We start from the raw sequence: 21,641 nt of genomic DNA, 5'->3' as shown, positions 1-21,641 counted from the left end.
ACTACTAAACAGTGAATCTTGCCTCATCCTTTGAAAGAAAAACAAACAAAGAAATGAAAAAAATATAAAAAATAACCCCGGTACTCAAATGAATCCATGCCTCAGCTAACATCGAAATGGACGAACTGATCACGAATAACAAACCGGCCAATGGCCATGGAGAGAAGCTACCATTTTGTTTTGACAGTTTTACTTTACACCCAAAAAACCAGATAAGATACACTATGGTGATTAACAGTGAAGCGAGACCAATAATTCCTCTTGTGAAGGCGTCATCTATAAATTGATTGTGTAAATGACCAAAGGCAACTCCTTTGTTTTGTCCATATATTTCATTCATAATAGGAGCAGTTAACCTCAACTGCTCTGAGATAGAATTATCTTCTCCAACACCCGTCCAGGGCTTTTCTAAAAAACCTTGTATGCCAGCTTGAAACAAAACCAGACGGGTTCCAACGCTGCCCGCACTGCCTGTCCCTTCTGCATAGTTATACAAGTCACCCGTCATTGCATTCCAACGTTGTTCTACACGATCGCCAAAATAAAACAAAATAGCCGAAAAACTGATCACAAATAAAAACCAAAAATTCAAAACGCGTCTTACATTTACAACGCCGTTACGTTTAATGTAAAGCCAGTAAAACAAACTCCATGCAATCAATGCCTCTGGCAAGCCCGCCCAAGCTGTTCTGGTATCGGATACTAGAGAGCCAACAAATGATAGAAGTGCGGCCATCAGCAACCAGAATATAACCCAGGGCCCTTTACTGGCAGCCCAGATAAAGCCACCCAATAAAATCACAGTAAGAAGATTACTGTAGATGCCAAAACGTATGACATATGGCGTTGCTAGACTGCCAAATCGATGGGTAAATATAGCTTCTGGAGTACCTAACACGTAAAGTTCATAACCAATTACAACCGCAACAGAGAGTGTAATCAACATCATACTCCACCAAATAACATCTTCAGTGGGCTTCAATTGCCAAAATACAATCCAGATAAACGCCAAAGCGACTAGTGCGGACAATTTGTGGTCGATTAAATTAAATGAAGACTCACCTAGTGGCCAATAAAACACAACTGGCAAAATTCCCAAACTAACAAAAATAACAACAACCACAATAAACAAGGTGTTGGGAACTGGGAAGGCTTCTTTGATCGGGCGCTTGAATACAACAATAGCAAGAATGGCTAACACCAATAAAGTTGTTTCAAGAGGCATCAGCTTAGTTAAAATTAAAGACCAACCTGCCATCCCGATTATGAATATTCTCAGGAGGTCGAATTTATTTAGCTTTGTTGATTCCAAAACTTTTGTATCCATGTAGCTTTTTTCCATTGTTTATAGGAACCATAAGCAACATCAATAGGATCTGGCTTACCATGAAAAATAACGACTTTCGCATTTTTGGGCAATAACGCCTCTCCTCTTGGTGCTAGGTAACCTCTTTTCATTAACCATTCCCCTGTATGGCCCAAAAGCGGCCACCCTTTTGCATGACAATCTTTTTTAAATGAAACCACCCAGTCAGTGGGATAAAGTTCTACAGATGGAACAACCAAGCCCAACCAATCTTGATCGCCATGCATATTCTCTAAAATCCAATCATGATTGTATTGAAAACCTTGCCATACATAGTCCAATACCCCGATCTCAAAACGGACTACTGAACTATTAATTACATTCCATTTACTGCCGCCTTTATCCGCAATGGAACAGGTAAGACCTGGCTTATATTCAAATAACGCATTCAACTTATCCGTGATGACGACATCCAAATCTAAAAACAGTGCAGTACCATGAAGGCCATAAAAATCTTGACGATAAATAGACAACTTATGCCACCAGCCGGTTAGTGATTCATCATACAGTGGCAAAGTATTGATCCCCTCCAAAAGTCCGTCACTGTTTTCGGTAATGCAATAAAAATCAAACGGGATGCTCAAGTTAGCTTTGACCATGGAAAAAAGCTTATTTACATCATCGGCAGGGTATTTCCCCCCCCATTTCAAGCAGATTACGTTTACTTTTTCCATACTAAAGCCCACTTAAAAATTCCTAATAATAAAATTTGGTGCCATTTAGGAACATACCACATTAATGGAAAAGCCTGGATTAACTTTCTCATACCAAGTTTAATCGCTTGCTTCTTAAAGTATTCACGCGCAAGCAACATTCTTTGTTCAGCCAGATAAACAGGCTTTAAATCTTGACTCAATTGTTCCTTGATTTGTAGCACCCTAAGTTTTTTATCATCATTTACTTTTTTGGCAGACAAACCAGTCTCTTGGTAATCAACTTGCTTCCAATTTTGATTGATCGAATAAAAATCAGTCTCTTTAGCAATATTTAAAAACCATATCCACTCTTCTGAATTTCTGAATTCTTGAGAGAATCGATGTTTACCAATCGCTCCAGTGGAAATGACATGCATCGCATCTCTTCTCAATCTAGAGGAAAATAAATAATCGTTAATATAATTTCCTTCTCCATACACCTTGATTTTGGTGATTAACTTACCAGAAAGGTCAACACAATTCCCGACAAACCAATCAATTTTAGGGTGAGTCTTAATGACACTTGTAATTGCCAAAAGGCTCTCTTCCGCCAATTGGTCATCATCATCCAAAAAAATGATATAGCCGTTTTGGCCGGTTTCCATAATTCGATTTAAGGCAAAATTTCTAACAAAATTTACCCCTTGATTCTTGGGCAAGAAATAGACCTTTATTCTTTGATCTAATCTCTCTATATCATAAAGACGCAACAATGTTTCAGGTTGCGAGCCGTCATCGACTATATACAGCCGCCAATTTGGATAGTGTTGCTTGATAACAGAATTAATCGCTCTGTCCAGTAATTCTGGACGATTATAAGAGGGGGTAATAATGAAAAGAACAGGTTTAATGCCCTTATTTTGCATAATTCAAATACCAATCGATAAAGCGCTCAATACCTGTTTCTATTTCCGTTGCCGGCTTGAAATCCACATCCGCCATCAAGTCCGATACATCAGCATAGGTGCGCGGTACATCGCCCGCCTGCATCGGCAAGTTATTGCGAACCGCTTGCTTACCCGTTGCCTGCTCAATGGCGTTAATAAAACGCTCCAGCGTAATCGGCTGATTATTGCCGATATTGTAGATTTTGTAGGGCGCTTCGGCAGTCGTGAACTCGCTCGCCTGGGGTTTCGGAATCCTATCCATCACACGTACCACGCCCTCGACGATGTCGTCAATGTAGGTGAAATCGCGTTCCATCTGCCCGTGGTTGAAGACATCAATCGGCTGCCCAGCCAATATTTTCTGCGTAAATGAGAAATACGCCATATCCGGACGCCCCCAAGGGCCGTACACGGTAAAGAAACGCAACCCGGTTGTGGGAATGCCATACAGATGACTATAGGCATGCGCCATCAATTCATTAGACTTCTTGGTCGCCGCATAGAGTGAAATCGGATAATCCACCCGGTCATCGGTGGAGAACGGAATCTTGGTATTCATGCCGTAAACCGAACTGGAAGAGGCATACACAAGGTGCGCCGTTTGTTGTTGGCGACACCCTTCCAATACATTCACAAAACCCACCAAGTTAGAGTCCACATAGGCATGCGGATTCTGCAACGAATAGCGCACCCCGGCCTGCGCCGCCAGATGAATCACGCGGTCAAAAACATGATTGGCGAACAATTCGGCCATCACAGTGCGATCGGCAATATCCATTTCAATAAAACGGTAACGCGCCGCACACTGCTGTTGCTGACAAAAACCTTTTAAAAACGCCAAGCGCCCTTGTTTCAAGCTGACATCGTAATAATCATTGAGGTTATCAATACCAACGACCTCATGCCCTTGCTTGAGCAGCGCCTGAACCGTATAGAATCCAATAAAGCCGGCACTACCGGTCACTAAAATTTTCATTAATCTTTTCCAAACAAATCGCGTGTATAAATCTTATCCGTCACATCGGACAGTTCATCGGTAATGCGGTTGGCCACAATCACATCGCTCATCGCCTTAAAAGTCTCCAAATTCCGAATGACTTTGGAATGGAAGAACTCACCACCTTCCAGCACCGGTTCATACACCACCACTTCCACACCCTTAGCCTTGATGCGTTTCATCACGCCCTGAATCGCCGAGGCACGGAAATTATCCGACCCCTGTTTCATCACCAGACGGTAAATCCCCACCACCTTGGGATTACGTCTCAAAATAGAGTCGGCAATAAAATCCTTGCGCGTGGTATTGGCCTCCACAATCGCACGAATCAGGTTATTCGGTACCTCTTTGTAATTGGCCAACAACTGTTTGGTGTCTTTAGGCAAGCAATAACCACCGTAACCAAATGACGGGTTGTTGTAATGGCTGCCAATTCGCGGATCCAACCCCACACCCTCAATCACCTGACGCGAATTCAAGCCATGGGTTTCGCAGTAGGAATCCAACTCATTGAAATAGGCCACCCGCATCGCCAGATAGGTATTTGAAAACAACTTGACCGCTTCCGCTTCGGTGGCTTTGGTGAACAGCACCGGAATATCGTCCTTTTCCGCACCTTCAACCAACAGTTCGGCAAACATGCGTGCCCGCTCAGAATCCTCACCCACGATAATGCGCGACGGATAAAGATTGTCGTAAAGCGCCTTGCCTTCTCGTAGAAATTCCGGCGAAAAAATCAGATTATCGCACCCCATCTCCTGCTTGATACGGTCGGTATAACCCACAGGAATCGTCGATTTAATCACCATCACCGCTTGCGGATTAATGTCCATCACATCGCGAATAACCGCCTCAACCGACGTAGTATTAAACGTATTGGTCAAAGAATCGTAGTCGGTCGGAGTGGCAATCACCACATAATCTGCGTTGGCATAGGCTTCGTTTTTGTCCAGCGTCGCTGTGAAATTCAGCGGCTTATTCGCCAGAAAATCCTCGATTTCCGCATCCGCAATCGGCGACTTTCCGGCATTCAGCAAGTTGATTTTTTCAGGCACTATATCCAGCGCCACCACCTCATGATGCTGTGCCAGCAACACCGCCAATGACAAACCCACATATCCCGTGCCCGCTACGGCTATTTTCATACTTCGTACCCTAAGACAATTGAGAAGGAATTGTACTACATGGCTTCCTGAGCCGATTCACATTTCTGCCCTAACAAGCCCGCCATCGCGTCATAACCGTTCACAACCGGAATGCCCATCGCCCTGAAAAGCGAGGCAAACCGCTGCTGAAAACCGTCCTGCTCATCCAAGATCGCCACACTCAATAAATCAGGACGCAGCCACTTTGTGGTTAAGAGCACCGTCCCCACATCAGCAACCACCGCACAACCAGCCTTCAAGACCGGCAAGGCAAACTCAAACGCTAGCTGCGCCGGCAGGAGGGTTTCAGCACCGGCATCCAGCAAATGCAAAGAATCCTCACTCGCGGTTCGCGGATGGTATTTCACCCCAATCCGTTTTCCTAAGGCCCGTTGTGCTTTAACATAAGCCTGAATCTGTTCCGCCCTGCCTGGCATTTTCGCCAGATTATTCGGATGCGGCACCATGACTAGCAGATCCAATTCAGACAGATGCTGAATATCAACCTCCAAAACCTCCGCCACTGTCAAACTGAACGCCGCCAAGCGCGCATCCTTAAACCACTCCGATTGCAGTTCAACCCGCACTTTTTCCTGCAAGGCAGCAACCGCCTGATCTGGCTTAAACAGCCAGACTTCCTCAATCAAACTTGACGCCCCGACGGTGCTCGGTTCTTCCCACCACACGCCGTAAGCCAGTTTTTTTAACAGACTGTTGAGGCCATCCTTGTAAAGACTGGACGCTCTCCCCGCATAGGAATAGAGTCCATCATCCAGATAAATCCCTTTGGGGTTTAGCCCAAGCTGCTGAAGACAATGCATGGCAAACTGAAACTCAACCCGCCGGTCACTGCCCACGGCAATAATATCTGGCTGAGCCGCCTCAACTCCAGCTTGCAAAGCCGCAAAATTGCGGCGCCGCTCGCGCATTTTCTCTTTCAGCCCTTTGGCTTCTGCGCAGAATAGCTGCACCTCCACAAAAGGGGCGTCTTTCCACGCCAATAACGCCTGATAATACGGGTTGTTTTGGCATCGCTTCTGATCAATCAACCAAAGCCGTTTTTCCGCTTGAGGAAACTGCAATGCAACCGTGGCGCTGATCAGCACGTTCAGCGGTGTAGAGGGCATAAAGAGCATAGATTGCATTTTAGGCACTTCCGACTTTCATGCATATTTCGTCAAGCGAATGCGATTCGATCGCTAAGGCTTCAAGTAACTTCTGCATTTCCAGTGGCAGCGTCTGTTGCGCATGACGGATAGACCACACTGTCATGTTCGGCATTAACAGCCGTGACGTCAGCAGCGTAGAGGAGAATTCGGCAATCAAGGTTGCTCTTGATAACAGCGGCAACAACACCTCAAACGGCATGGCGGAAGGCAGCACCATCACCTGCTCTGAAACAGCAGCCAAATTCAGCAAATCCCGCCCGTTGGCATTAGGGTGATACTTTACGGCAATCGTTTTACCCTGGGCAACCAACTGCTCGACTAAGTGACGGATAGACTGACTGTAATCAAGAAAACGGCTGAAGTTCTTTTCATCGGTAATCGTCAGCACATAATCGACATTGTCCAACGCGGCAGGCAGATCATACAAACCGGCCCAGCAGCCAATAAAAGCCTGAAACCTCGGAGACGTTGCGCCTTGCAAAGGGAGCGGCACAATCGGTCTCGCTTGCAAAACTGAACAGGCCAGGTCAGGGTAGGCCAACCACGCCTCATCGATGTATTTTGAAGCGCCGATGGTCGGCGGCGTATGCCACCAAGCGCCATACACCAGTTTTTTCAGCGTTTGGTCAATCCACTTGTCGGCAAAGGATTGGGAGGCTTTGCGGCCAATGTAACTAAAAAGCCCTTCATCCAGATACGCGGTTCTAAGCTGCGAAAAGGATTTGCGTAAATGGTAAGCGACATATTGAAACTCAACATGGCGGTCATTGCCGACAAACACCCGCTCCACCTGATGGGACTCGGCAAATGCCAGAATCTGCTTGGCATTGCGCTTGCGCTGGCCGGCACTTTTGTTACCGTCCTCAATAAACAGCAGTTGTTCGGCACTCCCCACCAATCCTGAACAACACGGCAACAAAGCATCATAACGCTTTTTGTCGAACCGAATGAAAACCAGCAAGGCTTTGGCATCCGGACGCGATGCCAATACCAATGCGGCAATCAGCAAATGAAAAATCGAAGAGATGAAATAGAGTTCATTTCTCATGCGATGACAAGATTCCGGTAATCACATCACGCGCACGTTCATCCTTGACGATGACTCCGTATTTTTGCAACACCTCCAGCGAGGCTTCATCCAGCACCAGACGCTGCCACTCTTCGTCAATCACACCGTCATTCAACATGTGCACCCAACGGCGGTAATGATCACCCATCTTAGTCACGCCCTGCGCCAGCAGTTTCTGGCGATTCTCAATATGATTGATAAAATGCGCCTTGGAGCCAATGCCATAGTGATAAACCAAGGCACTGTCGGAAATCTTCTGGTTCAGCCACGACCACCAATGCCAGGCACGGTGATTACCGCCTTTCACCCTCATGAAACCGTGCAAATTAACCATGACCTTGCCGTGAATTTTGCCCAGCTGAATCGACATATCGTCTTCTTTCAGCTGATTCTTCTTCGGGTAGAGAATCGGATGTTTGACACGATAAACGCGCTCATAAAAGGGCTCGTTTTCGGTATGCACGTCCAGCTGAACGTTAGAACGCTGGAACTCTATAATCGAACCCCATTTCGTCAATCCGTCTTTCAACGATTCACCCTGCGGAATCCAGAACTCATCGGCATCATTGGAAATCACCCAATCGGCCTGCATCTCGTTACGGGCAATCAACGCCATTTCGGTACGCCAATCGCTCTGGCGGTAATCACTCACCGGACGACTGATAACGTGCAGTTCGAATTCCGACGCCAACGCATTCAATTTCTCCAAAGTGCCGTCGGTGGAGCCGTTGTCGATGACGACAAAACAGTCCACTCCCAATACCGCGTGCACGCGAATATTGGCCTCGATCAGGTCAATCTCGTTTTTCACCATCAGACTCATCGCCAACTTTACCGGTGAACGGCTGAACTGACGGAAGCTGAACAGCTTGAAAACACCCAACATCTCTTATTCCTTAACGATTAGATTGTTATGCAACGCCTGCCACACGGCTTCAGGCGACAGATTCTGCAATGAATCCTGCGCTTCGGCAGCATCCTTGAATTGCTTGATATATCCCGGCGCCAGCGGCGACACCAGACGTGTCACTTTCGAGCCATCCGCGCCGATAAGCTTCGGGTCGGTGACGCGGTAGAGCACCGCCATCGGCACTTCCAACGCGGCGGCGACATGCGACAGGCCGGTATCCACCGAAACTACCGCTGAAGCCTGCTTGAGGGCACGCGCCATCTCATTCAAACTCAACATACGCTCCGGCACCCAAACGACTTGGGATGCATCTTCAGACCCGGCCTGTTGAGTTTTTTCAGAAGCCGAAACCGCCGCTTGCAAACGCAAGGCACGCTCACGCTCTTCGTCATTGCCCCACGGCAACAGCACCTTGTACCCGGCCTGTTGAGTTTTTTTGAGCAGTTCAATCCAGTATGCTTCCGGCCAGTATTTGGTTTCCCACGTGGTGCCGTGCAGAAAAACCAGATAGTTTTCCGCTTGCCACGGCAGGATTTCGGGACGCTGCCAGTCGGCGGTATTCAGGTCGTAAGCAATCGGCGCATTATCCGCCAGCTTGTATCCCAATCCTTTGGCGAACAGCTGACGCAACCGCAAAATAGCGTGCTGATCTTTCACCACGCGACATTTGTATTGATAGAACAGGCTCGCCAACGGTTCGCGCGCGCTTTTAAAATCCAAGCCGCAAACCGGCGCCTTGATACGGCGCGCCACCCACACACTTTTGTAGAGCCCCTGCGCATCCAACACCAAGTCATAATGGGTTTGATTGACCTGTTCAAAAAAGGCTTTGATCTCGGCGCGCGTTTGGCTGCTGAACAGACTTTTACGCCACTTGCGCAGTTCGATCGGATAAACCTTGTCCACCGCCGGATGCCAGCTGGGAATTTCGGCAAACGCCTTTTCGACCACCCAATCCACTTTCAGATTCGGGTTGGCCGCCAACGCGTCCGACAGCGCCGGAAAGGTATGGAACACGTCCCCCATCGAGGACATTTTGATCAGCAGCACGCGCATTATTTAAAATCCAGCACCTTCGGATTGGCGCTCAGCCAGGCCAAATACTTTTTCACGCCCTGTGCGACCGTATGGAATTCGCCGTCGTAACCGGCAGCGCGCAAGGCGCTGTTATCGGCCTGGGTAAAACTCTGATAGGCGCCTTTCAAATGCTCCGGAAACGGGATGTATTCGATCTCGCCCTTGCCGTGAAAATCGATGACCGCTTCGGCGATATGTTTGAAAGGCTCGGCTTTGGCAGGCCCGAGATTGAAAATGCCCGACTTGTCCGGGTTTTGCATAAACCACAGATTAACCTTAACCACGTCTTCGATATAGACAAAATCACGCGTCTGCATGCCCGCTTCGTAGCCGTCATAGGCGCCGAACAGTTTCAGCTTTTCGCCCGCCAACACCTGATTATGCAGTTTGAAAGCCACACTCGCCATATCGCCTTTGTGCTGCTCGCGCGGGCCATAAACATTGAAATAACGGAAACCGACCACCTGGCTCTGCGCATGCGGCAGAATCTGGCGTACATACTGGTCGAACTGGAATTTGGAGAAGCCGTAGACATTCAGCGGCTTTTCGTATTGACGCGCTTCGACAAAGGTCGGGCCATCACCGTACACGGCGGCGGAAGAAGCATACAGAAACGGAATTTCGCGATTCAGGCAGTAGTTCAGCAGGTCTTTGGAGTATTCGTAATTATTCTCCATGATGTACTTGCCGTCCCACTCGGTGGTGGCCGAACACGCCCCTTCATGGAAGATGCACTCGATCTCGGGCAAGCCTTCCTCGGCAAAAATCCGCGCCTGAAAATCTTCCTTGTCCAGATAGTCGGCAAAGTCGCAGTCGGCCAGATTGATGAACTTCTTGCCGTTTTTGAGGTTATCGACCACCAAAATATCCGTGCGCCCCATTTCGTTCAGCGCCTTGACAATGTTTGAACCGATAAACCCGGCACCACCTGTGACTACAATCATGCTCACTACCCAATCAATTCATTAACTTAGAAATCAAAAAACCGCCCCACACCAAGATGGCGATCAAAAACGACAGAAACACCGCCGCCGACCCCTGATCCTTGGCACGACCGGAAAGCTTATGATACTCCTCACCGATGCGATCCACCACCGATTCGACCGCCGAGTTCAACAACTCCACCAACAAGACGATCAACAGCACCGCAATCAAAATCGCGCGCTCCGCCGCGGTCTCTCCCAGCCAGAACGACACCGGGATCAGCAGCGTAAACAGAATCACTTCTTGACGAAACGCCGCCTCATGTTGCCAGGTGGATTTAAATCCCTTCCACGAATAACCCGCCGCATAAAAAACCCGCTTCAACCCCGTATGCGGTGATTTCATGGCCACTCCTTGTCATAATCCCTGCCGTAGATCACTCTGGAAACCGGCTCGAATTCCGGCGCACACCAGGACTGAACAGGCCGGGTCAGATCACTTTGAATATGCATAAAACAGAGCCCGAAATGGAAAAAATCATCCAGCATAAAGGGCGTCTGCAAACGGCTTTGCAGCACCGCGTCGGTTTCAGGAAACGCCTGCTGATAAGCCGCATTGCGCCATAACAGAAACGGAATTTCCACCATATTCTTGGTCACCCCGTCCGGGCCATGCCCTTTGAAATCCTTGCTGTCGAACACCTCTTCACCGTGGTCGGCAAAGAAACTCAGCGCCGCAATCTGCTTCTGCTGTTTCAGCAAATCCATGAGCTTACCCAGAATAAAATCGGTATAACGCACGGAATTGTCATATTCATTGATATATTGCAGCTGCGAAGACGACAAATCATCGGTGTAAGCCTTCACCCCGTCCATGCCATTGAACAGGGCAAACTCTTCAGGATAACGGTTGCGATATTGCAAGTGACTGCCCATCAGATGCACAAAAATGAGCTTATGCGCCGCCGGATCACTCAACGCCTTTTCCACGGAAGGCAGCAGATAACCGTCATAACGATGGTTCTCAACCCCTTTGAAATCATGGCTGATAAAATGCGATTCGTCGGCCATCGCCGCCAGCGGCGTTGTCGGAGTCCGCGACGGCTGCTGATTGGAAATCCAAAACGTCTTGAAACCGGCTTTTTTGGCTGCTCCGACCAGACTGATCGCCTTGTCATACGACCATTTATTCTGCAGATTTGCCTCGGTCAGCGCCACCTGCAGCGACGGACTGGTCTGAGCAAACGCCGAAACCACATTATCAAAACGCAGTAGGCTGTCTTGATTCGCTTGCAATGCCGGCGTTGTCGGACGGCCGTAACCGTAAACCTGCAAATGATGGCGATTCATCGACTCGCCAATCACCACCACATAAGTTTGCGGCTCGGTTGATGACATCGCCACGCTGAACGGTTTGGTTGCATACAACTGCTGACGAGCCTTGATAATCTCCGCCATGCCCTCATGCCCGCGGGCGTAGTCGATTCCGACACCAACAAACCCCGGAATCACATCAAAATAACGCCCGCGGTCATACACTTGCTGTACCGCAACCACAGCCATCAGCACGCCCAAGCCGGCAAAAAATCGCTGACGTTTGGTTTCTATCGTTTTGAAATCGATATTGCGTAACGACAGCGTCACCACCGCCACATAAAAGACCAATAAACTCACATTCGCAAACGACGCATAGGCGAGCAAAAATTCCCAACCTTCATGCGTATCGGTCAAGGCCATCGCCTCAAACGACGCGGAGGTAAACACCCCGCCAAAGGTTGACGCATAGAGAATATCGAAGGCGCCGGACAGCGCCATCAAAGCCAAAATGCCCAGCATGATTTTCTGCAACCAGGTATGACGCAACAGATAAGCCAGACCGCCCACCATCAACAACCAACCCAAACGGGCGTTCAGCTCCGAATCGCGCACAAACTCAACGTAGCTATGCACCACCAGCAGCGGAAAAAAGAAGATAAAAAACACCGCCCACCAGGGCGAACGAAAATAGTGTTTCACAGGTATTGAAATATCCTTATCAAACAGACAGACCCGGCCTGCTGAGTTTTACGAATCGAATAACCGTCGCAATTTTATCATTTACCTGTCCTAAAAGGGTAAAATACCCCTTTTGAATTGACTACGGATTTCAAGCCGCAAGATGGAAAAACTGCAAACCAAATGGGGACGATTTAAAGCCCATCTGCAAGCATGGTTGATTGACCATGAGATTCTGCGCGCCGTCTACCGCAATTTCTACCGCTTGTCGCCCAATGCATTTCGCAGCAACCACCCGTCACCGGCCTTTATTAAAAAGCTGCACCGCAAATACGGCGTAAAAACCATTATCAGCCTGCGTCGTGCCGATAAAAGCGGCCAATATCTATTGGAAAAAGAGGCCTGCGACCGCTACGGCATCACCCTCATCAACCACCCGATGTCATCACGCTCCCTGCCGGATGTGGACGATATTCTCGAAGCCAAACGCATACTGGAAACTGCGGAATACCCGATTCTGATTCACTGCAAGTCCGGCGCCGACCGTGCTGGACTAATGAGTGTGTTTTACGAACTGTTTGTCGAACACAAACCCATGGAAGAAGCCCTCCAACAGCTCAGTATGAAATACGGCCACTTCCGCTGGGCGGATACGGGCAAACTCGACTTCTTTTTTGACAGCTATCTGGCCTATCGCGCCGAACACCCGGAAACGGAATTCCTCGCCTGGCTGCAAAATCATTACGACAAACCTGCTCTAAACAGTCAGTTCCACAGCGCCGGCTGGGCCAATATCGTCGTCAACAAAATCCTGCACCGAGAGTAAAGCATGCTGGACAAACACACGCTCCATCTCTACAAACGCCTGCTGACCTATATCAAACCCTACTGGAAAGTGGTGGCGGTCACCTTGGTGGCACTGGCACTGGCCGCGGCGATGGAACCGCTGATGCCGGCACTGCTCAAGCCGCTGGTGGACGACAGCCTCATCGCCAAAAACCCCGATTCGATCGCCACCATTCCCCTGCTGATTATGCTGGTGTTTGTCGTGAAGGGCTTGGCGGAATACGCCAGCAAAGTCGCCAGCGAATGGGTGGCGCACAAGGCCATTCTCGATATCCGTGCGCAAATGTTTGCTAAAATCAACAGCCTGCCGCAACAGACCCATCACGACTACACCACCGGCAAACTGCTCTCCAAAATCACCTACGACGTGCCGCAGGTCGGCGCCTCGTTGAGTCAGGCGTGGATCATCATTATCCGCGACACCCTGATCATTCTCGGCCTGATCGGCTTTCTGCTCTACACCTCATGGCAACTGACCCTGCTGATGCTGATTATCGGCCCCGTCATCGCCTTTATTATCGACCGCGCCAGCCGCCTGATGCGCCAGTCGAGTAAAGCCATGCAAAACACCATGGGCGAACTCACCCAGCGTCTGGAAGAGGGCCTGAACGGCCACAAAGAGATCAAAATCTACGGCGCGGAAAATTATGAACAGGCCAGGTTTCACGCCACCGCCGAAAACCTGCGCCAACACACTATGGACGTGGTCAAGGTGTCCGCCGCCAATGTGCCGCTGGTGCAGATGCTCGCGGCCATCGCCTTGGCCGGCGTGCTTTACGCCGCCTCGGTCATGTCGGCGCAGGATATGTTCACACCGGGCGAATTCATCGCTTTTATCACCGCGATGGCAATGATTTTCGAACCGATCCGTCGCCTCACCAATATCAACGTCGTCATCCAAAAAGGCATGGCGGCCGCCGAAAGCATCTTTGAACTGCTGGATCAGCCCGATGAACCCAACCCCGGCCAACTGCAGCTTGCCGCCGTGCAGGGCCAGATTCGCTTTGACAATGTCACCTTCCGCTACGCCGGCGCCGAACAAGCCGCCTTGCAGGACCTGAACCTGACACTGCCCGCCAAACAGACCACCGCATTGGTCGGCCAATCCGGCAGCGGTAAAACCACTTTGGCCAACCTCATCACTCGTTTTTACCAGCCGCAATCCGGGCAGATTCTGCTCGACGGCACGCCGCTCAACGACATCGAACTGCACAACCTGCGCGACCAGATCGCCTACGTCAGCCAGAACGTGGTCCTGTTCAACGACACCCTCGCCGCCAATATCGCTTACGGTCACGACGAATTCGACGAAGCCGCCATTATCGCCGCCGCCAAAGCAGCGCACGCCTGGGAGTTTATCGAAAAGCTGCCACAGGGCTTGAATACCATCGTCGGCGACCAGGGTGCGAGCCTGTCCGGCGGCCAGCGGCAACGCATCGCCATTGCCCGCGCCTTTCTCAAGAACGCCCCGATTCTGATTATGGACGAAGCCACCTCGGCACTCGACAATCAGAGCGAACAGATGATTCAGCAGGCCATGGACACCCTGCGCCGCGACCGCACCGTCATCATCATCGCCCACCGTCTGAGCACAATTGAAAGCGCGGACCAGATTGTAGTGATGGAACACGGCAAACTCGCGGAAATCGGCAATCACCAGACGCTATTGTCCAACCAGGGCATTTACGCCAAGCTCTATCAAAGCGGCGAGACATTGGCATGAGCAGAAAGGTTAAGAACGCGCCCAAACAAGCCACGCCGTTTCAGTGGCGCTTTTTATGCCCGCGTTTCTGGGGTATCTGGCTCGGATTGGGCGTGTTGCGCCTGCTCGCTTTTGTCCCTTATCGCGCAAAATTTGGCGTTGGCAAAGGACTGGGAAAACTACTCTATCTGCTGGCCGGCAAGCGCCGCCGCCTGGCCAAGGCCAGCATTGATCTGGCCTTTCCCGAAAAACCGGAAGCAGAACGCCAAACCATTCTTGAAGAGCATTTTGCCTCGCTCGGCATCGGCCTGATGGAAATGGCCATGGTCTGGTGGGGAGACCACAAAAAACACCACGGCACCGCCTTTGAACGCCAGATTGTCACCTTTAAGGGCGAAGAACATCTGCGCGCCGCCCAGGCGGAAGGCAAAGGCGTGCTGATTCTCGCGCCACACTTCACCACACTAGAACTGACCGGCTTGTTCGTTTCTTTTCTGACAAACTACCATGCGGTCTATCGCCCGCACGACAATCCGCTGATGGACTATCTGATTGCCAAAGGGCGTTCCATCCGCTTCGACAACGGCGCGCAGGTCGAACCGGTATCCAACGCCAATACGCGCCAGATGCTCAAGGTATTGCGCGCCGGTGAAAGCATGACCTTTCTGCCCGACCAGCGTTATCGCGCCAAAGGCCATGTGGAAGTGCCGTTTTTCGGCCATCCAGCCAAAAGCAATCCGGCCACCGCCAAAATCGCCAAACTGACCGACTGCGCCGTGGTGCCGACCTTTACCCGCCGCATTGCAGACGATCAAGGCGTGCATTACGAAGTCGAATTTCTACCGGCACTGCAAGACTTCCCCAGCGGCGATGACGCCGCCGACACCCTGCGCCTGCACCACCTCTACGAAGACGCCATCCGCCAGACACCGGAACAATATCTGTGGGTGCATAATCGCTGGAGCCTTAAACTCTACTGAGAACAAACACCCGGCCTGTTCGCTTTTAAAAAAGCATCTGCATTTTATGATTGATTTTTTTGAACCACGAAGAACACAAAGGCCACGAAGGCTTTGTAAATTCATCCTTTTTATTGGTACTGCCACCCATTTTCATGGCAATTAAAGCTATCTATACCAATAAGTTAGCCTGGTTGAACGCGACTAGGCGCAAGAATAACTTCGTGCTCTTCGTGTGCTTCGTGGTTTAAATCATCGGTATGTGAATCAATCATGAATCCTTAAAAACAAAACGCCACGCAACGCAGAACCAATAAAAAAGCCGCCGAAAGAACGATTCCTTCGGCGGCTTTTTTGCATTTTTTAAAGTGAACAGGCCGGGTAAAGCCTGCTCAACTCACAACTTAGTGCGCACTGTGATCCGGATCCCAGCCAATCAGCGTATATTCCGCACCGCAATAAGGGCACTTGGCCTTACCGGTTTCCTCAATCGGCAGATAGACACGCGGATGTGAATTCCACACACTCATATCCGGCGTTGGACAGTGCAACGGCAAATCTTTATAAGTCACTTCATAATGGCGCTTTGAGTTAGTCTTATTGTTTTGGCTCATCTCGCTACTCCTTTATTGTTTGACTTAAGCAACGGTCGTCAACCAGTTCAAATGCTTCGCTGAACGGCCGTGAACCACATCAAAATACAGGCTTTGCAGCTTCTCGGTGATCGGACCGCGTGAACCGGCACCGATCGGACGGTTATCCAATTCACGGATTGGCGTGACTTCCGCCGCCGTACCGGTAAAGAACGCCTCGTCGGCGATATAGACTTCGTCGCGTGTGATGCGTTTCTCAACCACTTCAATACCCAGCTCGCGCGCCAACTGCATAATCGTCTTACGCGTAATACCGTCCAAACAAGACGTCAGTTCAGGCGTGTACAACACCCCGTCGCGCACCATAAAGAAGTTCTCGCCAGACCCTTCAGACACATAGCCTTCCGTGTCCAGCAACAGCGCTTCGTGGCAACCGTGGCTGATCGCTTCCTGCAATGCCAGCATCGAGTTCATGTAGGCACCGTTGGATTTGGCTTTGGTCATGGTCACGTTCACATGGTGACGCGTGTAAGAAGAGGTCGCAATCTTAATGCCTTTGGTGAGGTTCTCTTCACCCATGTAAGCACCCCACTCCCAAGCGGCAACCATCACATGCACTTTCAGATTATCGGCACGCAATCCCATCCCTTCGGCGCCGTAGAACGCCATCGGACGAATGTAAGCGGAATTCAGATTGTTCTCGCGTACCGCCGCACGCTGCGCTTCGTTCAGCGTCGCTTTGTCGAACGGCATTTTCATATTCATGATTTTTGCGGAGTTGAACAAGCGGTCGGTATGCGCTTCCAGACGGAAAATCGACGTGCCCTGCTCGGCCTGATAAGCGCGCACGCCTTCAAACACGCCCATACCATAATGCAATGTATGAGTTAAAACATGCACTTTTGCCTCACGCCAAGGGACCATTTCACCGTCCAACCAAATGAGACCGTCTCTATCCGCCATCGCTTGCATTCAAGTTACTCCACAAAAAGGTAATTAAAAATAAACGTTTATTTTATCCTAAATCCAAACGCAATTAATCCCCATAGCGACAATATTCATTGAAAAACCTAGAATTCTACAAAATCGGACAGCATGACCTCCCTCAACCCCACAATATCCAGGGAACCTCTGATTGAATCAGGTTGGATTCTGGCAACGCCAAGTTTGTCAGGTCAAGGCGTGAAGTTGCAGTCATGTCTAGACCTGACAAAACTTCACAACGCAGAGATGACAAACTTGGCTAAGCCCCTTCGGGCGGGGCTTAAAACCCACTTCTTCGTTGTTGTGGCACTTGACCTTAGAATGCTAAGGCCGTCGCGCCACGCCTAGAAGACCCAGGCTTTAAGTCCCGCAGAATCTCAATCTGATTCAATCAGAGGTTCCCAAGGCAAAATAGCTTGATATTTAACAACATTTGGATAGAATTGCTCTTTTGGTTTTCCAATGCCTGAAAAAGCAACCTTTTCGTGACGGCCTGCGGCGGCTCCACTTTGTCGTGCTCGCTGTGACTGGGTTGCTTTTTTGTTTGTGATATCGTCATACCGCCCTCAATTTGATAAGGATGCTTAGTTTATGTCTGACCATTTGATGAAGACTTATGCAAGATTGCCGGTAACCTTTGAAAAAGGTGCGGGCGCTTTATTGCAAGACACCAACGGCAAAAGCTATCTGGATGCCGTCAGCGGGATTGCGGTTTGCAGCCTCGGCCACGCCCACCCTGCTGTTGCCGAGGCCATTTGCGCCCAAAGCCAGCAATTGATTCATACCTCGAATCTGTACAATGTTGCCAACCAGCAGGCGCTGGCCGACAAACTGGCCGAACTGTCAGGCATGGATCGCGTGTTTTTCAGCAACTCCGGCGCGGAAGCCAACGAAGCGGCCATCAAGATCGCCAGAAAATACGGCCACAGCAAAGGCATTGACGTCCCGACCATTATTGTCATGGAAAACAGCTTTCACGGCCGTACACTGGCGACGCTGACAGCCACCGGCAACAAAAAAGTACAGGAAGGCTTCGCTCCGCTGGTGGAAGGCTTTATTCGTGTGCCATTTGACAATGTCGACGCCGTTAAGGCCCACAGCGACAACCCGAATATCGTTGCTATCCTGGTCGAGCCGATTCAGGGTGAAGGTGGCGTGCATGTTCCTCAGGCAGGCTACCTGAAAGCCCTTAAAGACATCTGCGAAACCAACGACTGGCTGCTGATGGTCGATGAAATCCAGACCGGCGTTGGCCGTACCGGAAAATGGTTTGCCCACCAGCACGACGGCATTACCCCGGACGTGATGACTTTAGCCAAAGCCTTGGGCAATGGTGTACCGATTGGCGCCTGCCTGGCGAACGGCAAGGCGGCCGAGGTTTTCGCGCCGGGCAATCACGGCACCACTTTCGGCGGCAACCCACTGGCCTGCGCGGCGGGTCTTGCGGTTATCAAAGCCATGGAAATCCACAACCACATCAGCAAGGTCGCCGAAAAGGGCGACGTGCTGGTCGAGAAGTTCCGCACGGCACTGCAAGGCCAGGCCGGGGTTGTGCAAATTCGCGGCAAAGGCTATATGATCGGCATTCAACTCGACCGCCCCTGCGGCGAACTGGTTGGCAAGGCACTCGAACAAGGCTTGCTGATCAACGTCACCCGCATGGACACCATCCGTTTGCTGCCGACTTTCGTGATGACACAAGAACAAACAGAACAACTGGTTACCCAATTGACCCAATTGGTTAAAGAATTTTTAGCGGCCTAATTAGCGCACACAACCGAGACTACTAAGAGGTCATTTAATGACTATTAGACACTTTTTAACCCTTAAAGACATGACGCCGGCCGAGCTGCAACAGCTGCTCAAGCGCGGCATCGAACTCAAAGCGCTGCACCGTGCCGGCAAGGCACACGCACCGCTGCAACACAAGACCCTGGCGATGATTTTTGAAAAATCGTCGACGCGCACCCGTATCTCTTTTGAAGCCGGTATGGCGCAACTGGGCGGTCATGCGCTGTTCCTGTCTCCCAACGACACGCAATTAGGGCGCGGCGAGCCGATTGAAGACAGCGCCCGCGTTATCTCCAGCATGGTGGACGCGATTATGATCCGCACCTTCGAGCACGAGATTGTCGAAGCCATGGCCGAACACTCGCGCGTACCGATCATCAACGGCCTGACCGACGACTACCACCCCTGCCAACTGCTGGCCGATATGCAAACCTACCACGAGCATCGCGGCAGCATCCAAGGCAAAACGGTTGTCTGGGTGGGCGACGGCAACAATATGTGCCAGTCCTACATCAACGCCGCCAAGCAGTACGACTTCAACCTGCGTATCGCCTGTCCGGCCGGTTATGGCCCTAAAAAGGAACTGGTTCATGCCAATAGCGACCGCGTTGAAATCATCCGCGACCCGATCGAAGCGGCACGCGGTGCGGATCTGATCGCCACCGACGTCTGGGCGAGCATGGGACAGGAAGAAGAACAACGTATGCGTAGACGTGCTTTCATCGACTACCAGGTCACTGAAGCCGTTATGCAACAGGCCAACAAAGATGCGTTGTTTATGCACTGCCTGCCTGCGCATCGTGGAGAAGAAGTGGCCGCCGAGGTGATCGATGGCACACAATCCGTGGTGTGGGATGAAGCCGAAAACCGCCTGCATGCTCAAAAAGCATTGCTGGAGTTTTTGATGGCGCGGAACTAAAACCCGCCCGTTCCTCACAAAAAAGCCCGCAATCGCGCAATGCTATTTACTTAAGCAGAGCGGCATTGCGATTAACCGGATAACGGGTTTTACTCATCTTAACCGTCCTTGGCCTTGAAAGCCTTGGGCGGTTTTCTATTATCAGGCTCGCAACCCCGCCTCGAAGCTCACTTAACCTAGCGCCTGTTTTCCCAGGTGACAGTGCATCCGCCATGACAATCAATTGCACCGCAATATATTGGAACGCCGCTTTAAAACTCATCTGATTGGGCGCCTTGCCATAACTCACCGCAGCCTGACTCGCTTCGCGGCGTACCAAGTTATACGCCAGCAGCATCCCCCATACTTCTTGCTCTACTGACTCAACCGTTTTGCTGCGACGCGTTAAGGCATTGTGTTGCATGGAACTTTTGATGTTTCGATAACCTAACTCAATTTCCCAATGCTCATGATAGAGTTGAGCGACGGTCTGTGTGTCGTAGCGTTCATAGGGCAAAGAGGTGTAAACCGTTTTATCGACGTCATTAATACGATAACTCACCGCACGGACTTGTCAGGTTTGGGTAATGCAGGGTTTTTCTTTCTGGCTTGGGGCGAAACGCTCATTTCAATCAGGCAATCATGCTAGTTATAGCGCTGAATTTCTTGAAAGACCAATCCCTTTCGAGCGGGCATGACCCTGTGTCGATTCGCCTTATTTTGCGTGAGGCTTAGCAGTAAGTTGGCACTCCAAAATCCTTTATCCATGAGCGTCACGGAATTATCCGGCAGATTAGGAATCAGCGCTTCTGCTTGTGGAATTTCTCCTTTGTGGTAAGGGCTGATTTGCGCATTGACCATCACATGAGAGCGAACATTCATCAATCACACAAGGCGCATCATCGGGTACGGCGTTTGTCGATTGGTTGAGGCATTTCCCGACCCAAATCGCTCTCGTAACGCCGGTGTATCGGGTGTTCTCAATAAAGCGCCATCCAGTGCAAAGACCTGTAAGCCTTCCCAGGTATCTTCTGGGCAACGTTCTAATCCCCAATGTCTAGCCGTTTTCGATACAGCCACTCCACCGGTTCGGCACCTAAGCGTTGACGTGCATTAGCGATGCCACTTTTGGCGATAAGTGACTCATTCGCTAAGCCTTGAGCACAGATATTGAGACGACAAGCGACTTCATGAATGGATTCGTTGCGGAACAATGCCATGCCAATGACAAGCCATAATACTTGATCACTGGGTAATCGGCGTCTTCGAATGGTGGCTTGCTCACTTAACGTGAGTGCGGATTCAACCCATTCAACTGGGATGTTTTGAGTAAAGGTATTGTCGTCAAGGAATTGATCAAGTTCATCTATTTCAAGGAGGGTTGAGTTAAGGGCATAAAAAAATCCAGTACCGAAAACGATACTGGATTTTAACTTTTTAGAACTAACAATGCTTAAATGAACAGCATTGCCGCAAATTGCGGGCTTTTTTGTATTTAAAAAACCGATTTTTGAAGTGACCCCCAAATGTTGGACACCAACTTTGGGGGTTTTTCATGTCCAAATACAGTCGCAATACAAAAGTCACCATAGCAAAGCGCTATCTTCAGGGCGAAAATTCTACCGCTCTCTCAAC

General features: G+C 50.1%; 19 protein-coding genes and 1 pseudogene. 5 read left to right on the top strand and 15 right to left on the bottom strand.

Features of this window, described 5'->3' with window-relative positions; genetic code table 11:
- Positions 1 to 4: 4 nt before the first annotated feature.
- From HZ297_RS11555 to HZ297_RS12195, 12 genes are read right to left on the bottom strand one after another with little or no spacing between them, the layout of a single operon-like run.
- Positions 5 to 1,327: an O-antigen ligase family protein gene (locus HZ297_RS11555; protein WP_178863892.1), complete on the bottom strand. Its 1,323-nt coding sequence runs from the start codon at positions 1,325 to 1,327 to the stop codon at positions 5 to 7.
- Positions 1,294 to 2,040, bottom strand: coding sequence for a hypothetical protein (locus HZ297_RS11550; RefSeq protein WP_178863891.1), 747 nt, complete (start codon positions 2,038 to 2,040; stop codon positions 1,294 to 1,296). Before HZ297_RS11550 ends, HZ297_RS11555 begins: the two co-directional genes overlap by 34 nt.
- Entirely contained in the window at positions 2,028 to 2,927 is a 900-nt protein-coding gene (locus HZ297_RS11545) for a glycosyltransferase family 2 protein (protein WP_178863890.1), read from the bottom strand. Before HZ297_RS11545 ends, HZ297_RS11550 begins: the two co-directional genes overlap by 13 nt.
- A complete protein-coding gene (locus HZ297_RS11540; protein ID WP_178863889.1) occupies positions 2,917 to 3,924 on the bottom strand; it encodes an NAD-dependent epimerase in 1,008 nt (335 codons plus the stop codon). The genes HZ297_RS11545 and HZ297_RS11540 overlap by 11 nt, the downstream gene beginning before the upstream one ends.
- Positions 3,924 to 5,090, bottom strand: coding sequence for a nucleotide sugar dehydrogenase (locus HZ297_RS11535; RefSeq protein WP_178863888.1), 1,167 nt, complete (start codon positions 5,088 to 5,090; stop codon positions 3,924 to 3,926). Before HZ297_RS11535 ends, HZ297_RS11540 begins: the two co-directional genes overlap by 1 nt.
- Before the next feature lie 35 nt (positions 5,091 to 5,125).
- Positions 5,126 to 6,235, bottom strand: coding sequence for a polysialyltransferase family glycosyltransferase (locus tag HZ297_RS11530; RefSeq protein WP_178863886.1), 1,110 nt, complete (start codon positions 6,233 to 6,235; stop codon positions 5,126 to 5,128).
- A gap of 1 nt (position 6,236) precedes the next feature.
- Positions 6,237 to 7,307 (bottom strand): polysialyltransferase family glycosyltransferase, encoded by a 1,071-nt coding sequence (locus HZ297_RS11525; RefSeq protein ID WP_178863884.1) that lies wholly within the window; start codon positions 7,305 to 7,307, stop codon positions 6,237 to 6,239.
- Positions 7,297 to 8,214: a glycosyltransferase family 2 protein gene (locus tag HZ297_RS11520; protein ID WP_178863882.1), complete on the bottom strand. Its 918-nt coding sequence runs from the start codon at positions 8,212 to 8,214 to the stop codon at positions 7,297 to 7,299. The genes HZ297_RS11525 and HZ297_RS11520 overlap by 11 nt, the downstream gene beginning before the upstream one ends.
- A 3-nt stretch (positions 8,215 to 8,217) precedes the next feature.
- A complete protein-coding gene (gene waaC, locus HZ297_RS11515; RefSeq protein ID WP_178863880.1) occupies positions 8,218 to 9,294 on the bottom strand; it encodes a lipopolysaccharide heptosyltransferase I in 1,077 nt (358 codons plus the stop codon).
- On the bottom strand, positions 9,294 to 10,259 hold the full coding sequence (rfaD, locus tag HZ297_RS11510) for an ADP-glyceromanno-heptose 6-epimerase (RefSeq protein WP_178863879.1): 966 nt from the start codon (positions 10,257 to 10,259) through the stop codon (positions 9,294 to 9,296). The genes waaC and rfaD overlap by 1 nt, the downstream gene beginning before the upstream one ends.
- A gap of 13 nt (positions 10,260 to 10,272) precedes the next feature.
- Positions 10,273 to 10,644: a diacylglycerol kinase gene (locus HZ297_RS11505; RefSeq protein ID WP_178863877.1), complete on the bottom strand. Its 372-nt coding sequence runs from the start codon at positions 10,642 to 10,644 to the stop codon at positions 10,273 to 10,275.
- Complete coding sequence (locus HZ297_RS12195) at positions 10,641 to 12,254, bottom strand: sulfatase-like hydrolase/transferase (RefSeq protein WP_178863875.1); 1,614 nt, start codon at positions 12,252 to 12,254, stop codon at positions 10,641 to 10,643. The genes HZ297_RS11505 and HZ297_RS12195 overlap by 4 nt, the downstream gene beginning before the upstream one ends.
- A 142-nt stretch (positions 12,255 to 12,396) precedes the next feature.
- Between HZ297_RS12195 and HZ297_RS11495 the strand changes: the two genes are divergently transcribed.
- Genes HZ297_RS11495 through HZ297_RS11485 form a run of 3 tightly spaced genes read left to right on the top strand, consistent with a single transcriptional unit; the run spans position 12,397 to position 15,761 of the window.
- Entirely contained in the window at positions 12,397 to 13,059 is a 663-nt protein-coding gene (locus tag HZ297_RS11495) for a fused DSP-PTPase phosphatase/NAD kinase-like protein (RefSeq protein ID WP_178863874.1), read from the top strand.
- A 3-nt stretch (positions 13,060 to 13,062) separates the two neighbouring features.
- Positions 13,063 to 14,802 (top strand): lipid A export permease/ATP-binding protein MsbA, encoded by a 1,740-nt coding sequence (gene msbA, locus HZ297_RS11490; protein WP_178863871.1) that lies wholly within the window; start codon positions 13,063 to 13,065, stop codon positions 14,800 to 14,802.
- Positions 14,799 to 15,761, top strand: coding sequence for an LpxL/LpxP family acyltransferase (locus HZ297_RS11485; protein ID WP_178863869.1), 963 nt, complete (start codon positions 14,799 to 14,801; stop codon positions 15,759 to 15,761). Before msbA ends, HZ297_RS11485 begins: the two co-directional genes overlap by 4 nt.
- 383 nt (positions 15,762 to 16,144) lie before the next feature.
- Here HZ297_RS11485 and HZ297_RS11480 read toward each other — a convergent pair whose 3' ends face one another.
- Together HZ297_RS11480 and HZ297_RS11475 are read right to left on the bottom strand one after the other, a co-directional pair.
- Positions 16,145 to 16,354, bottom strand: a complete 210-nt coding sequence (locus HZ297_RS11480) for a zinc-finger domain-containing protein (RefSeq protein ID WP_178863868.1) — start codon at positions 16,352 to 16,354, stop codon at positions 16,145 to 16,147.
- Positions 16,355 to 16,378: 24 nt separating this feature from the next.
- A complete protein-coding gene (locus HZ297_RS11475) occupies positions 16,379 to 17,305 on the bottom strand; it encodes a branched-chain amino acid transaminase (protein ID WP_178863866.1) in 927 nt (308 codons plus the stop codon).
- A gap of 603 nt (positions 17,306 to 17,908) precedes the next feature.
- Between HZ297_RS11475 and HZ297_RS11470 the strand changes: the two genes are divergently transcribed.
- The gene (locus HZ297_RS11470) at positions 17,909 to 19,081 is read left to right on the top strand and encodes an aspartate aminotransferase family protein (RefSeq protein ID WP_178863863.1); all 1,173 of its coding nucleotides are present in this window, start codon (positions 17,909 to 17,911) and stop codon (positions 19,079 to 19,081) included.
- Positions 19,082 to 19,118: 37 nt separating this feature from the next.
- The gene (argF, locus tag HZ297_RS11465; RefSeq protein WP_178863861.1) at positions 19,119 to 20,027 is read left to right on the top strand and encodes an ornithine carbamoyltransferase; all 909 of its coding nucleotides are present in this window, start codon (positions 19,119 to 19,121) and stop codon (positions 20,025 to 20,027) included.
- Positions 20,028 to 20,073: 46 nt separating this feature from the next.
- Here the strand turns inward: argF and HZ297_RS11460 are convergent.
- Positions 20,074 to 21,376: pseudogene (locus tag HZ297_RS11460) on the bottom strand (IS4 family transposase).
- Positions 21,377 to 21,641: the final 265 nt, after the last annotated feature.

Source organism: Thiomicrorhabdus cannonii, from assembly GCF_013391695.1.
Taxonomy (GTDB): Bacteria; Pseudomonadota; Gammaproteobacteria; order Thiomicrospirales; family Thiomicrospiraceae; genus Thiomicrorhabdus; species Thiomicrorhabdus cannonii.
This window is presented reverse-complemented; position numbering and strand designations above follow the sequence as displayed.

What these genes read in the sequence shown, in the direction of transcription:
- HZ297_RS11555 (WP_178863892.1), bottom strand. Translation starts at nt 1,327, where the DNA reads ATGGATACAAAAGTTTTGGAATCAACAAAGCTAAATAAATTCGACCTC.
- HZ297_RS11550 (WP_178863891.1), bottom strand. Translation starts at nt 2,040, where the DNA reads ATGGAAAAAGTAAACGTAATCTGCTTGAAATGGGGGGGGAAATACCCT.
- HZ297_RS11545 (WP_178863890.1), bottom strand. Translation starts at nt 2,927, where the DNA reads ATGCAAAATAAGGGCATTAAACCTGTTCTTTTCATTATTACCCCCTCT.
- HZ297_RS11540 (WP_178863889.1), bottom strand. Translation starts at nt 3,924, where the DNA reads ATGAAAATTTTAGTGACCGGTAGTGCCGGCTTTATTGGATTCTATACG.
- HZ297_RS11535 (WP_178863888.1), bottom strand. Translation starts at nt 5,090, where the DNA reads ATGAAAATAGCCGTAGCGGGCACGGGATATGTGGGTTTGTCATTGGCG.
- HZ297_RS11530 (WP_178863886.1), bottom strand. Translation starts at nt 6,235, where the DNA reads ATGCAATCTATGCTCTTTATGCCCTCTACACCGCTGAACGTGCTGATC.
- HZ297_RS11525 (WP_178863884.1), bottom strand. Translation starts at nt 7,307, where the DNA reads ATGAGAAATGAACTCTATTTCATCTCTTCGATTTTTCATTTGCTGATT.
- HZ297_RS11520 (WP_178863882.1), bottom strand. Translation starts at nt 8,214, where the DNA reads ATGTTGGGTGTTTTCAAGCTGTTCAGCTTCCGTCAGTTCAGCCGTTCA.
- waaC (WP_178863880.1), bottom strand. Translation starts at nt 9,294, where the DNA reads ATGCGCGTGCTGCTGATCAAAATGTCCTCGATGGGGGACGTGTTCCAT.
- rfaD (WP_178863879.1), bottom strand. Translation starts at nt 10,259, where the DNA reads ATGATTGTAGTCACAGGTGGTGCCGGGTTTATCGGTTCAAACATTGTC.
- HZ297_RS11505 (WP_178863877.1), bottom strand. Translation starts at nt 10,644, where the DNA reads ATGAAATCACCGCATACGGGGTTGAAGCGGGTTTTTTATGCGGCGGGT.
- HZ297_RS11495 (WP_178863874.1), top strand. Translation starts at nt 12,397, where the DNA reads ATGGAAAAACTGCAAACCAAATGGGGACGATTTAAAGCCCATCTGCAA.
- msbA (WP_178863871.1), top strand. Translation starts at nt 13,063, where the DNA reads ATGCTGGACAAACACACGCTCCATCTCTACAAACGCCTGCTGACCTAT.
- HZ297_RS11485 (WP_178863869.1), top strand. Translation starts at nt 14,799, where the DNA reads ATGAGCAGAAAGGTTAAGAACGCGCCCAAACAAGCCACGCCGTTTCAG.
- HZ297_RS11480 (WP_178863868.1), bottom strand. Translation starts at nt 16,354, where the DNA reads ATGAGCCAAAACAATAAGACTAACTCAAAGCGCCATTATGAAGTGACT.
- HZ297_RS11475 (WP_178863866.1), bottom strand. Translation starts at nt 17,305, where the DNA reads ATGCAAGCGATGGCGGATAGAGACGGTCTCATTTGGTTGGACGGTGAA.
- HZ297_RS11470 (WP_178863863.1), top strand. Translation starts at nt 17,909, where the DNA reads ATGTCTGACCATTTGATGAAGACTTATGCAAGATTGCCGGTAACCTTT.
- argF (WP_178863861.1), top strand. Translation starts at nt 19,119, where the DNA reads ATGACTATTAGACACTTTTTAACCCTTAAAGACATGACGCCGGCCGAG.